Here is an 11,582-nt window from a genome sequence, read left to right on the forward strand (position 1 = left end):
AGCCCGCCCCCGGCCCACCAAAAAACGGCCCCCGCCGAAGCGGGGGCCGTTCCACGTTCGGAAGAACGACGACTACTTCTCGTCGTCCTTCTTCTCGTCCTCGTCAGAAGCGACCTCGGCGGCGGCCTCGACCGGGGTCTCCTCGGCGGCCACGGCCACCGGGGTCTCCTCGGTCTCGCCCGCGAGGGCGGCCACGGCTTCGGACTTGGCGGCCTTGCGGGCCTCCTTCTTCGCGGCGGGGGCCGCAGCGCTCACGACCAGCTCCTCCACGAGCTCGATCTGCGCCATGGGGGCGTTGTCGCCCTTGCGCGGGCCGAGCTTGGTGATGCGGGTGTAACCACCGTTGCGGGTGGCGTAGCGCGGGGCGATCTCCTCGAAGAGGGCGTGGGCCACGTCGTTCTCGTGGAGGATCGCGAGGGTGCGACGGCGCGAGGCGAGGTCGCCGCGCTTGGCGTAGGTGACCAGGCGCTCGGCGAAGGGACGCAGCTTGCGCGCCTTGGCCTCGGTCGTCTGAATCTTGCCGTGCTTGAACAGCGACGTGGCCAGGTTGGCCAGCAGCAGCTTCTCGTGCGACGGCCCCGCGCCGAGGCGCGCGCCCTTGGTGGGCTGTGGCATTGGTCTAGCTCCTTGTGTTTACAGTGCCGCCGCAGCTTAGAGCTGCTCGGTCTCCCGGTAGTCGTCGCCGTCGTCTTCACCGAAGGCGTCGACGGCCTCGGCCGGGTCGAAGGTGCCCACGGAGTCCTTGAGGGACAGTCCCATGCCGGCGAGTTTCATCTTCACTTCGTCGATCGACTTCTGCCCGAAGTTGCGGATGTCGAGCAGGTCGGCCTCGGTGCGGTTTATCAGTTCACCGACCGTGTCTACCCCCTCGCGCTTCAGGCAGTTGTACGAGCGGACGGTCAGCTCCAGGTCCTCGATCGGCAGCGCGAGGTCGGCGGCCATCTGGGCGTCCTGCGGGGACGGCCCGACGTCGATGCCCTCGGCGGTCGAGTCGAGTTCGCGGTAGAGCCCGAACAGCTCCACCAGCGTGGAACCGGCGGAGGCCAGTGCGGTGCGCGGGGTCGTGGACGGCTTGGTCTCGACGTCGACGATGAGCTTGTCGAAGTCGGTCCGCTGCTCGACACGGGTCGCCTCGACGCGGTAGCTGACCTTCAGCACCGGCGAGTAGATCGAGTCGACGGGGATCCGGCCGATCTCGGAGTTCGGCGCCTTGTTCTGCGGGGCGGAGACGTAACCGCGCCCACGCTCGACGGTGAACTCCATGTCGAGACGGCCCTTGCCGTTCAGGGTCGCCAGGTGCAGGTCCGGATTGTGCACGGACACGCCCGCGGGCGGCTGGATGTCACCGGCGGTGACCTCGCCCGGGCCCTGCTTGCGCAGGTACATGGTGACCGGCTCGTCGTGCTCGCTAGACACGCACAGCTGCTTCACGGCCAGCACCAGCTCGACGACGTCTTCCTTCACGCCGGGGATGGTGGTGAACTCGTGCAGCACGCCGTCGATCTTGATCGAGGTGACCGCCGCGCCCGGGATCGAGCTGAGCAGCGTACGGCGCAGCGAGTTCCCGAGGGTGTAACCGAAACCGGGCTCCAGGGGTTCGATGGTGAACTTGGAGCGCGTCTCGGAAATGGACTCTTCGACCAGGGACGGTCGCTGAGTGATGAGCACTGACTTCCTCCAGTAGTACGGGGACGACCACTATTTGACGTCCGCGAACACGGTGTCGGCCGCGCCTGGTGGACCAGACGCGGCCGGTGAGCTGCTACTTCGAGTAGAGCTCGACGATGAGCTGCTCCTGGACCTGGGTGTCGATGACCGAGCGGGCCGGCAGCGAGTGAACCAGGATCTTCATGCGGCTCGGGATGGGCTCCAGCCACGCCGGGACGCGCTTCTCGCCGGCCTCGGCGCGGGCGACGAGGAACGGCGTCATCTCGGTGGACTTGGCGCGCACCTCGATGATGTCCTTCGGGGAGACCCGGTAGGACGGGATGTCGACCTTGCGGCCGTTCACGATGAAGTGGCCGTGCTTGACCAGCTGGCGGGCCATGTCACGGGACTTGGCGTAGCCGGCGCGGTAAACCACGTTGTCCAGGCGCGACTCAAGGATCTCCAGGAGAACCTCACCCGTCTTGCCCTGGCGCTTGTTGGCCTCTTCGTAGTAGTTGCGGAACTGCTTCTCAAGCACGCCGTAGGTGCGCTTGGCCTTCTGCTTCTCGCGCATCTGAAGGAGGTACTCGGTCTCCTTCGGACGGCCGCGGCCGTGCTGGCCGGGCGGGTAGGGGCGCGACTCAAGCGGGCACTTCGCGCTCTCGCACTTGGAGCCCTTGAGGAACAGCTTGACCTTCTCGCGACGGCAGCGACGGCAGTCAGGTCCGGTGTAACGAGCCATTGTCTCTAATCCCCTACCTCAGACCCGGCGCCGCTTGGGCGGGCGGCAGCCGTTGTGCGGCTGCGGGGTCACGTCCTGAATCTGGCCGACCTCAAGACCCGCCGCCTGGAGCGAACGGATCGCGGTCTCACGGCCGGAGCCGGGACCCTTGACGAAGACGTCGACCTTGCGCATGCCGTGCTCCATCGCGCGGCGAGCGGCGGCCTCGGCGGCCATCTGCGCGGCGAACGGAGTCGACTTGCGGGAACCCTTGAAGCCCACCTGGCCGGACGACGACCAGGAGATGACGGCACCGGTGGGGTCGGTGATCGAGACGATGGTGTTGTTGAACGTGCTCTTGATGTGGGCGTGCCCGTGAGCGACGTTCTTCTTTTCCTTGCGGCGGAGCTTCTTGACGGCTCCGGCGCGTGCCTTAGGCGGCATGTGTCTATGCGCTCCTTGTTAAAAGCCTGTAGGGACCGGTGCTACTTCTTGCCGGGCTTCTTCTTGCCGGCCACGGTGCGCTTCGGACCCTTGCGGGTGCGAGCGTTCGTGCGGGTGCGCTGACCGCGCACCGGCAGACCGCGGCGGTGCCGGATGCCCTGGTAGCAGCCGATCTCGACCTTGCGGCGGATGTCCGCGGCGACCTCGCGGCGAAGGTCACCTTCCACCTGGTAGTTCTGCTCGATCCAGTCACGGAGCTGGACGAGCTCGGCGTCCGTGAGGTCCTTGACCCGCTTGTTGGGGTCGATCCCCGTGCCCGCGCAGGTGGCGATCGCACGGGTACGGCCGAGGCCGTAGATGTAGGTGAGGCCGATCTCCAGACGCTTTTCGCGCGGGAGGTCGACACCGACTAGACGTGCCATAAAAGGCTGGTGCTCCTTGTATGTACGGAGGTCGTCGCCACCCCATCCCTCATCAGCCCGTGATGAGGCCCTGGCCTCCGATACCAGGGGTCGTCCACGCGTGAGCGCGGACGGCGGGGGACGCTGCGGTGCCCGGTGGGCCGCGAATTAACCCTGACGCTGCTTGTGGCGCGGGTCCTCGCAGATCACCATGACCCGGCCGTGGCGGCGGATCACGCGACACTTGTTGCAGATCTTCTTAACGCTCGGCTTGACCTTCACGGCTGCCCTTTTGTGTCTTCGTCGGTCAGCGGTAGCGGTAGACGATCCGGCCGCGGGACAGGTCGTAGGGGGAAAGTTCCACCACGACACGGTCCTCCGGCAGAATCCGGATGTAGTGCTGTCGCATCTTGCCGCTGATGTGGGCCAGAACCTTGTGGCCGTTGGTCAGCTCCACCCGGAACATGGCGTTGGGCAGGGGCTCGATGACACGACCCTCGATCTCGATGGCGCCGTCTTTTTTCGGCATGTCCTCCGCTACCGTGACTTTCTGATTGCGAACAATGTGGCTCCGCGATCCGTTGGTTCGCAGAGTTGCCCGGGACGGACCCGGAAGGCACACGCACCCTCAGCCGCTCCGCCGGCCTTGGGAAGCGCTCCTAGGCACGGCAGAATGGGCGCGCTGCGCCAGCGCTGAACTCTACTCCCCTTCATCGAGACCCGCCACTTCGGGTCCGGAAGGGTACGCGGAACGTGAGTTCGCTCGCGCGACGGGGCGTGATGTCACCCCAGGCCCGGCAGGTACGTCAATGTCCCGAGAGACCGGGATCATCCCGTGCTGTGACCCAGATCATCGGCTCCGGCGCGGCCGCGCAGCCGCGCCGACTGGACGGCGAGCAGCTCGCTCACCTCGGCGTAGCCCACCGCCCGTCCCCGGTCGTCGTCCCCGGCGCGCGCGCCGCGCTCGGCGACCCGGCGCGAGGCGGCCCGGGTCCGCTCCACCGCGTCGCGCAGGACGCCCAGGGCCTCCTCGCCGCGCGAGGCGTGCCAGGCGACGGCGGCCAGCATCGAGGCGCCGCCGGTGGCCTCGGACATGGCCTGGGCCAGCCCGTGCACGGCGGCGATCTCGGCGAGCACGCCCGCCGCGCTCTCCAGCGCGACGGTGGTGTCGGCCTGTTCCTCTTCGCGCCGGACGTCGGCGGCGACGGCGTCGGCGCGCTCGGCGGCCTCCAGCAGCGTCCGGCGGTAGGACGCGGCCACCGCCAGGTAGGAGGCGGCGCCGGGCCCGGTCCAGGTGAGCTTGTCGACGGCGCGCGTGTAGGCCTCGGCGGCCGCGCGCAGCTCCTCGGCGACGCGCTCCCAGGCGCCGCCGGTGCCCTCGTGCCGGGCGAGCGCCTCGGCGGTCTCCCGGATCACCGTTCGCCGTCCATGGCGCGGGTGGCGGTCTGCTCGGTGCCGGCGTAGGCGGCGGCGGTGGCGTGGACGAGCCCGGCGAGCTCGTCGCCCATCACCGCCAGGCCGCGCAGGGCGGCGGCGGTGCCGGTCTCGCCGGGGACGCCGCGGGCGAGGTCGGCGGCGGCGCGGACGCGCGCGACGACCTCGTCGCGGACGCGTTCGGCGTGTTCGCGCAGTCCGGCGGGGTCGACTCCGTAGTTCACCCGTCCACTCCTTCGGGTCGGCGTCCGGTGGCCACGGCGGTGAGGTCGCCGACGCCGAGCTCGTCGAGGGCGAGGTGGACGTGGGCGGCGGCCGCGTCGGCGGCCTGCGCGTGGGCGTCCATGAGGGCCGCCGACAGGCGTGCGGGCGGCAGGCCGGTGGCCCGGTCGGTGAAGTCGGCGGCGAGGAGGTTCCCGGCCGCGCCGACGGTGACGGTGACGGTCCCGTCGCGGTCGCGGCCGGTGAAGGTCGCCCCGGCGAGCGCCGCCCCCGCGCGCTCTCCCCGCCGGTGCATGTGGTCCAGCCGCTCGTCGAGGCGGCGGGTCCAGTCGTCGAAGTCGAAGGAACGCGTCATGACACATCCCGTGCTCGTCGTGGTGGGATCGCGAAAGTACATCGGGTGCGTAATGGGATGCCAAATCCGAGACGGGTACGGTTCCGGCGAACCGGACGGCGTCCGGGTCGGGTGAACGGGTGGTTCCGGGCTGGTCGGCCCGCCCGGTTCACGGGGTGGGTGTGGGCAGGATCTCGGCGCCGGTGGACTGTTCGGCGAGGACGGCGGCGACTTCGCGGTATGCGCGGGCCTTGCCGCGCAGCCCGTCGGCGTCGCCGGTGGCGAGGAGCGCGGCGGTGGCGCGCAGTTCGGTGGCCAGCATCGCCGCGACGCCCCGGTAGCCCTCGGAGGCGCGGCCGGTCCAGCCGGTGAGGGCGGCGACGGCGGTCTCGTGGGCGTCGGCGGCGGCGCGGAGGGCCGCCACCGGGTCCCCGCCGGGGTCGGCCCGGGGGGCGGGTGACGGCGGGGGCGAGGCGGGTTCGGCCTCGGGGCTCCCGGTCTCCCACAGCCGGGCGGTGTCGACGCGCGCGTAGGCGTCGGCGCTGGCGCGCACGAAGTCGGCGAGCTGGTCGCCGAAGTCGACGAGCGCGCGCAGGGCCGCGGTGGCGGCCTCGCCTTCGGCGGTCAGGCCGCGCGCCGGGTCGAGGGCGGCGCGCGTCGCGTCGGCGTGGTGGCGCAGGGCGGCGGGGTCGACGCCGTAGCCGTTCATGTGGTCCTTCCACGGGGTGGTGCGGCCGGACCGGTGCCCGGCCGCCGCGCGGTCTACGGGGACTCGTCCTTGTTCGGGTCGAGCTTGGTGGGGTCGCCTTCCTTCTGGGAGGCCATGCCGTCGCGGATGCCCTTCATGGCGCCCTTGCCGGCGCTGTTGGGGTAGTTGCCCGCGCCGCGCACGAGGTTGTCCCAGGAGTGGTTCGGGGGCTGCCCGGGAGCCGGTTTGGCCACCCACGGGTTGCCGGTGCTCACCTTGTTCTGCCAGCCGGTCTTGAAGGCGTCGACCCTGTTGTGACCGCCCTGCTTCCAGCCCTCGCCGCGCAGTTTGAGGTCCATCTGGCGCAGCGAGGCGTTGTCGGCGAGGTTCTTGCTGCGGATCGCCAGGTCCTTGCTCGCGTTGCCCATCTTCGTGCCCGCCTTCTGGATGGCGCCGCCCATCTTCCCGAAGCGCCCGGCGAGCTTGCCGCAGACCTTCATGAGCTTGGCGATCTGCTTGCCGATGCTCGCCATCACCGAGGCCAGCCGCGCCCAGAACCAGCCCATCGCGCTGGCCAGGGACGCCCCGAAGGTCACCGTCGCCGAGGCCACCGCGGGCACCACGACCATGATCACCTGGGTGACGAAGTCCGAGATGAGCTTGACGACCAGGTCCTTGATGGTGGCCACGACCACGCCGGTCATCGCGATGCCCCGGGACACCTCCTGCGACCAGGCCGCCGCTCCCCGCAGCGAGACCTGGAACTCCCCCGCCACGGTCATGTAGCCGTCGGCGGCCTGCCCGTTCCAGCCGGTGAGGCCCGCGGTGACCTGCTCGTACTCGTCGGCGGCCTGGTTGAGTTCGACCGACAGCTGCGTCCAGGTGGCCGCCAGCGCGGTGACCTCGTAGGGGTCGCCGGTGAAGAAGTGGATGGTCTCCTGGAGGAACTCCACGTGGTCCAGCAGCCAGCCGATGCCGGAGACCATCAGTCCTTTGAGCGGGTTGGCCACCACCGACAGGAAGTCCAGGGCGATGAGCGCGCCGTCGATGCCGAGGGCGATGCCGTTCCAGCCCTCGCCGTCCAGGCCCGCCTTGATGTCGGTGTAGGCGTTGTACCCGCCCGACATGACGCGGACGCCGGCGAACGGCTGCGGATCGCGCTCGCCGACGATCATGGGGTTGGTCATCGCGTCATGATCCTTTCCATCATGTCCCGCAGGTCCTTTTCGGTCGTGGCGTAGTTGGCCGCGACCGCGTCGACGTTCTTGGCGATGCCGTCGCCGAGCTCGCCCATCTTCTTGATGGCGTCGGCGGCGTCGCCGGTGCAGGCCTCGACGATGTCGGGCATGAAGGTGGACAGCAGGACGCCGTAGACGCTTCGGTCGCCGAACTTGACCTGCCCGGCGGCGTCGGCGGCGAGCTTGACGCGGTCCATGATCTGGTTCTTCAGGACGGTGGCGTGCGCCTTCACGACGACGGGGTCGACCCCGTATCCGGTGCTCACCGGTCGGCGTCCGGGAGGGGCACGTTGGCGCGCAGGACCTCCATGAGGGAGGAGGTGTCGCCGGTGATCTCGGCGAGCCGCTCCTGGAGCCGCCGGGCGGCCTCGGTGACGGCCTCGCCGTAGGTCTCCATGAACGCGATGGACAGCTGCGGCGCCGACAGGCCCTCGGCGGCCGCGCCGAACCGCACCTGGACCACGTTGCCCGAGGCCCCGACCGTGATGGTGAGGACGCCGCGCCGGTGGCTGTGGGTGTAGTCCCCTTCGGTCACCGCGGCGGAGGCCCGTTCGGCCTTCTCCTGCATGACCGCGATCTGGTCGTCGAAGCCGCGCGCCCATTCCTCGTAATCGAACTGTGCCATCGCGCCGTCCCAGCATCTCCGTCGGATTCGGACACGCGAGCCTAGACGGGACGGCGGGACACGATCGTGACGTTCAAGTGGATCTTCCGCTAACGAAGGGAAACTTGAGATGACGTCGCTGGCAGGACCCGTTGAGACGGCGGAAAATGTTGGCACGAAAGAGATCCGGCTAGCCGCCGGTGAGCTCGGCCCGCACCGTGGCGGCTCGCGCGAGCATGAACGCCGCGACCTCCCGGTGGTCGCGGGCCTTGTCGCGCAGAGCCCCGGCGTCCCCTGCGGCCAGGGCGCCGGCGGCGGCCCGCAGCTCACCGGCGAAGAGCGCGGCCACCGCCCGGTAGCCGTCGGCGGCCTCGCCGTGCCAGGACGTCAGGGCGGCGACCGCCGCCTCGTGCGCGTCGGCCGCGGCCAGCAGCGCCGCCACCACCGGTTCCGGACCGCTCACGCCCACGTCCCCTCGGTCTCGCAGCGGGCGTAGGCGAGGGCGGAGGCGTCCACCAGTGTGCTGAGTCCCTCGCCGAGCTCGGTGAGGCCGCGCAGCGCGGCGAGGGTGGCCGGGTCGAGATCGCCGGAGGCGAGCGCGGCGCGCAGGGGCGCCAGCAGCTCCAGGGTCGCGTGGGCGTGCCGGGTGAGGTCACCGGGGTCGACGCCGTATCCGCTCATGCCGACTTCTTCCTTCCTTTCAGGATCGTGATCGTGGTGAGGTATCCCCGGCCAGGGCGGGGAGGAACGCGGCGAGCCGCGGCCACGGGCGGTCGGCCGGACCGCCTGAGGCCGGAGGCCGAGGGGCGCGAGGGAAGGGTTTTGGCCGCGTGTCTGTGAAGGACGCGCGCGTGCAGCGGCGCAACCAACCCCCAGAGCCACGAATCACCGTGTGCCGAAGAACAAAGCCCGCCCCCGGCTCGGGAGAAGTGTCTTGATTCCGGGGTCGGCGGGGACGGAGTTCCCTGGTGGGGGTCCAGGGGGCAAAGCCCCTTGGGCACCAAGCGGAGAAGACGCCAACCCACGGCCGCGAGCACCCACATACGCCCGGGTCTTTTCGGCGCGTGGCACACGCGCCGTCCCGCCCGTGTGCCCGCTTCCCAGCCCACGCCTACGGCCCGCGAGGCCCGGCTACGCCACCCCCGCCGCACCTCCGCCCTCGGCTCACGCCTTACCCCCCGTCGCCGGCCGCTCGTCCTTCCCGGCGTCCATCTCATGGGCGGTGCCCTCCTGCCGCGACCCGAACGCGTCCTTGGTCCCCGAGGCCGCGCCCCGGATCCCGGTGGCGGGATACGAGCCCGTCCACCGCACCGCCGGGTCGTACCAGCTCTTGTCCGGCGCGTTGGCCGCGACCTTCGGGTTGCCCCACTTGTAGTTGTCCTGCCACTTCTTCTTCAGGTCGCCGATCTTGGTGTGCGTCCCGGTCTTCCACGCGTCGGCCTTGGTGGCGAAGTCGGCGTGCCGGTTGGCGGCGTTGCTGCGCATGGCACGGCTCTTGGAGGCCAGGTTCGTCCCGGCGCTCTCCAGCTTGTTCCCGACGGTGCGCATGGTCTGCCCCATGCGCCCGAAGCGCCCGGCGAGGCGCCCGGCGGCCTTGAGGAGCTTGGCGAAGGCCGAGCCGATCCGGGCGCACGTGATGGCCATCTGCGCGAAGAACCACGACAGGCCCGAGGCGAGCGAGGCCCCGAAAGTCACCGCCGCGGAGGCGATGGCGGGCACCAGGACCATGATCGCCCGGCACACCAGGTCCGAGATCAGCTCGACGACGAGGGCCTTGATGGTCGACACCACCGCCCCCGTCACCGCCACTCCGGTGGCGACCTCCTCGCACCAGGAGGCGGCGCCCTTGAGCGACATCTGGAAGTCGGCGGCGACGCGCAGGTACCCCTCGGCGGTCTCGCCGTGCCAGTCCTTCAGCTGCCCGGTGGCGGCGGTGTAGTCGTCGGCGGCCTGCCGCAGTTCGACGGCCAGTTGCGTCCACGTCTTGGCCAGCGCGGTGATCTCGTAGGGGTTGCCGGTGACGGCGTGGATCGCCTCGCGCAGCGGCTCGACCTGCTCGATGAGGAAACCGATCCCGGCCATCATCAGCTCTTTGAGCGGGTTGGCAACCACGGCCAGGAAGTCCAGGCCGACGGTGAGCAGGTCCATGCCCAGGGCGATGCCGGAGAAGTTCTCCCCGCCGATGTTCTTGAAGTCGTTGACCGTGTTGTACGCCGAGTCGGCCAGTCGCGCCCCGCCGGTGGGGTTGGGGCTGCCCGCGGTGACGATGAGGGGGTTGGTCATCGGGTGATGATCTTTTCCATCAGCGCGCGGACGGCGTCGTCGGCCTCGCGGTAGGTCTCGGCGACGGCCTTCACGTTGCCGGTGACCTCGTCGCCGAGGTCGGCGAGCTTGCGCAGGGCCGCCACGGCGTCCCCGGTGCACGCGGTGACGATCGGGGGGATGACGTGGGCGAGGATCTTGCCGTAGACCTCGTCGTCGCCGAACTTCACCTGGTCGGCGGCGTCCACGACGAGCCGGACGCGGTCCATGATCGCGTTCTGGAGGTGCTCGCCGTGCGCGGTGACCGCGTCGGGGGTCACGCCGTAGCCGGGGGCGGTCACCGGTTGTCCTCCTCGCCGGGGACCGGCACGTGCGTCTTGAACACGTCCATGATCTGGGAGTCGGCGCCGACGATGCCCGACATCGTCTCCTGGAGGCGGCGCGCGGACGCCGTGGCGGCCTCGCGGTAGGCGGCCATGATCGCCGTCGACAGTTGCGGCGCGCTCATGCCCTCGGCGCGCGCGCCGAAGCGGACGTCCACCAGCGCGCCGGACGGGCCGACGGTCACCGTCACCGATCCGTCCCGGGTGGTGTGCGTGCTCTCGCCTTCGGTGAGGGCCGCGCTCGCCTCCTCGGCGCGCCGCCGCATCACCGCGATGCGCTCCTCGAACCCGCGGGTCCACTCGTCGAGGTCGAACTGCTGCGTCATGGGACGGGAAGCTACAAGCGGCCCGTCAGCGCGCCTTGACGCCCGGAAAGCCCCACCGGGACCGAAAGCCACCCGAAGCGCCCGCAAGATCGCGCACCGGACACCGGGCCGCTCAGGCCCGCGATGAACCATCAGGGAACGCGAAGGATCCATACGGAAATTCCACGGTTTCGCGTCCGACACAACCCCTACCGCGTTTCCCTACCCCGGCGGTAGGCTTCGCCACCGTGAGCAGCCTCCTCCTCGATCACGGCCTGAACCTCCTGGGCCAGAAGATCTCCTGGGCCGAACTGATCGGCCAGATCTCGGCCCTGCTGGTGGTGCTGCTCGCCGACCGGCGCACCATCTGGACCTGGCCGGTGCAGATCCTGGCCACCGTCATGCTCTTCATCGTCTACGCCTCGGCGCCGCTGTACGGCCTGGCCGCGCGGCAGGTGGCGATCCTGCTGATCTCGGTCTTCGGCTGGTGGGCCTGGACCCGCCACAAGAAGGCCGTCTTCGGGATGGTCGTGCGCTCGGCGACGGCGAAGGAGCGCGTCATCATGGCCGCGGTGATGCTGGCCGGGACCGCCGCCTTCGGCGGGCTGCTGGCCTACCTGAACGCGCAGGGCTTCTACGCGTCCTGGAACCCCTTCCCCGACGCCTGGATCTTCGTGGGCACCCTCGTCGCCTTCGCCGCGCAGGCCGCCCGCCTGGTCGACTTCTGGCTGGTGTGGCTGGCGGTGGACATCGTCGGCGTGCCGCTGCAGATCGGCGCGCACCTGTACTTCTCGGCGCTGGTCTACATCGTCTTCGCCGTCCTGGTCATCAAGGGCTTCCTGGACTGGCGCAGCACCGCCAGACGCGCCGTCCAGGCCTGAGGCACGCCAAGAGGGCGC

Annotated in this window: 20 protein-coding genes; 1 reads left to right on the forward strand and 19 read right to left on the reverse strand. The window is 70.2% G+C overall.

Features of this window, described 5'->3' with window-relative positions:
- Window positions 1-72: 72 nt before the first annotated feature.
- The 19 genes from rplQ to QSK10_RS07895 all read right to left on the reverse strand — a co-directional run bounded on the left by rplQ (window position 73) and on the right by QSK10_RS07895 (window position 10,704).
- Window positions 73-615 carry a 50S ribosomal protein L17 gene (gene rplQ / locus QSK10_RS07805; RefSeq protein ID WP_285661934.1) on the reverse strand — a complete coding sequence of 181 codons (543 nt, stop codon included), beginning with the start codon at window positions 613-615 and terminating at the stop codon, window positions 73-75.
- A 36-nt stretch (window positions 616-651) separates the two neighbouring features.
- A complete protein-coding gene (locus QSK10_RS07810) occupies window positions 652-1,668 on the reverse strand; it encodes a DNA-directed RNA polymerase subunit alpha (protein WP_285661935.1) in 1,017 nt (338 codons plus the stop codon).
- A gap of 94 nt (window positions 1,669-1,762) precedes the next feature.
- Window positions 1,763-2,389 carry a 30S ribosomal protein S4 gene (gene rpsD, locus QSK10_RS07815; RefSeq protein ID WP_285661936.1) on the reverse strand — a complete coding sequence of 209 codons (627 nt, stop codon included), beginning with the start codon at window positions 2,387-2,389 and terminating at the stop codon, window positions 1,763-1,765.
- An 18-nt stretch (window positions 2,390-2,407) separates the two neighbouring features.
- Window positions 2,408-2,812, reverse strand: coding sequence for a 30S ribosomal protein S11 (gene rpsK / locus QSK10_RS07820; protein ID WP_285661937.1), 405 nt, complete (start codon window positions 2,810-2,812; stop codon window positions 2,408-2,410).
- A 41-nt stretch (window positions 2,813-2,853) separates the two neighbouring features.
- The gene (gene rpsM / locus QSK10_RS07825; RefSeq protein ID WP_285661938.1) at window positions 2,854-3,234 is read right to left on the reverse strand and encodes a 30S ribosomal protein S13; all 381 of its coding nucleotides are present in this window, start codon (window positions 3,232-3,234) and stop codon (window positions 2,854-2,856) included.
- A 147-nt stretch (window positions 3,235-3,381) separates the two neighbouring features.
- Entirely contained in the window at window positions 3,382-3,495 is a 114-nt protein-coding gene (rpmJ, locus tag QSK10_RS07830; RefSeq protein WP_012854604.1) for a 50S ribosomal protein L36, read from the reverse strand.
- Between the two features lie 25 nt (window positions 3,496-3,520).
- Window positions 3,521-3,742: a translation initiation factor IF-1 gene (gene infA, locus QSK10_RS07835; protein WP_013016493.1), complete on the reverse strand. Its 222-nt coding sequence runs from the start codon at window positions 3,740-3,742 to the stop codon at window positions 3,521-3,523.
- Between the two features lie 299 nt (window positions 3,743-4,041).
- The gene (locus QSK10_RS07840; RefSeq protein ID WP_285661939.1) at window positions 4,042-4,629 is read right to left on the reverse strand and encodes a PPE domain-containing protein; all 588 of its coding nucleotides are present in this window, start codon (window positions 4,627-4,629) and stop codon (window positions 4,042-4,044) included.
- Window positions 4,626-4,871, reverse strand: a complete 246-nt coding sequence (locus tag QSK10_RS07845; protein WP_285661940.1) for a hypothetical protein — start codon at window positions 4,869-4,871, stop codon at window positions 4,626-4,628. Before QSK10_RS07845 ends, QSK10_RS07840 begins: the two co-directional genes overlap by 4 nt.
- Window positions 4,868-5,224 carry a YbaB/EbfC family nucleoid-associated protein gene (locus tag QSK10_RS07850; protein ID WP_285661941.1) on the reverse strand — a complete coding sequence of 119 codons (357 nt, stop codon included), beginning with the start codon at window positions 5,222-5,224 and terminating at the stop codon, window positions 4,868-4,870. Before QSK10_RS07850 ends, QSK10_RS07845 begins: the two co-directional genes overlap by 4 nt.
- 148 nt (window positions 5,225-5,372) lie before the next feature.
- Window positions 5,373-5,912 carry a hypothetical protein gene (locus tag QSK10_RS07855; protein ID WP_285661942.1) on the reverse strand — a complete coding sequence of 180 codons (540 nt, stop codon included), beginning with the start codon at window positions 5,910-5,912 and terminating at the stop codon, window positions 5,373-5,375.
- A gap of 53 nt (window positions 5,913-5,965) precedes the next feature.
- A complete protein-coding gene (locus tag QSK10_RS07860) occupies window positions 5,966-7,078 on the reverse strand; it encodes a PPE domain-containing protein (RefSeq protein WP_285661943.1) in 1,113 nt (370 codons plus the stop codon).
- Entirely contained in the window at window positions 7,075-7,395 is a 321-nt protein-coding gene (locus QSK10_RS07865) for a hypothetical protein (protein WP_285661944.1), read from the reverse strand. Before QSK10_RS07865 ends, QSK10_RS07860 begins: the two co-directional genes overlap by 4 nt.
- Window positions 7,392-7,754 carry a YbaB/EbfC family nucleoid-associated protein gene (locus QSK10_RS07870; RefSeq protein ID WP_285661945.1) on the reverse strand — a complete coding sequence of 121 codons (363 nt, stop codon included), beginning with the start codon at window positions 7,752-7,754 and terminating at the stop codon, window positions 7,392-7,394. The genes QSK10_RS07865 and QSK10_RS07870 overlap by 4 nt, the downstream gene beginning before the upstream one ends.
- A 169-nt stretch (window positions 7,755-7,923) precedes the next feature.
- Window positions 7,924-8,196, reverse strand: a complete 273-nt coding sequence (locus QSK10_RS07875; protein WP_285661946.1) for a hypothetical protein — start codon at window positions 8,194-8,196, stop codon at window positions 7,924-7,926.
- Entirely contained in the window at window positions 8,193-8,414 is a 222-nt protein-coding gene (locus QSK10_RS07880) for a hypothetical protein (RefSeq protein ID WP_285661947.1), read from the reverse strand. The genes QSK10_RS07875 and QSK10_RS07880 overlap by 4 nt, the downstream gene beginning before the upstream one ends.
- A 483-nt stretch (window positions 8,415-8,897) precedes the next feature.
- Window positions 8,898-10,016 carry a WXG100-like domain-containing protein gene (locus QSK10_RS07885; protein ID WP_285661948.1) on the reverse strand — a complete coding sequence of 373 codons (1,119 nt, stop codon included), beginning with the start codon at window positions 10,014-10,016 and terminating at the stop codon, window positions 8,898-8,900.
- On the reverse strand, window positions 10,013-10,336 hold the full coding sequence (locus tag QSK10_RS07890) for a hypothetical protein (protein WP_285661949.1): 324 nt from the start codon (window positions 10,334-10,336) through the stop codon (window positions 10,013-10,015). Before QSK10_RS07890 ends, QSK10_RS07885 begins: the two co-directional genes overlap by 4 nt.
- Complete coding sequence (locus QSK10_RS07895; protein ID WP_285661950.1) at window positions 10,333-10,704, reverse strand: YbaB/EbfC family nucleoid-associated protein; 372 nt, start codon at window positions 10,702-10,704, stop codon at window positions 10,333-10,335. Before QSK10_RS07895 ends, QSK10_RS07890 begins: the two co-directional genes overlap by 4 nt.
- A gap of 227 nt (window positions 10,705-10,931) precedes the next feature.
- Here QSK10_RS07895 and pnuC point away from each other — a divergent pair, with 227 nt between their 5' ends.
- Complete coding sequence (gene pnuC, locus QSK10_RS07900; RefSeq protein ID WP_285661951.1) at window positions 10,932-11,564, forward strand: nicotinamide riboside transporter PnuC; 633 nt, start codon at window positions 10,932-10,934, stop codon at window positions 11,562-11,564.
- The last annotated feature ends 18 nt before the right edge of the window (window positions 11,565-11,582 follow it).

The sequence above is a fragment of the Actinorhabdospora filicis genome (genome assembly GCF_030269765.1).
Taxonomy (GTDB): domain Bacteria; phylum Actinomycetota; class Actinomycetes; order Mycobacteriales; family Micromonosporaceae; genus Actinorhabdospora; species Actinorhabdospora filicis.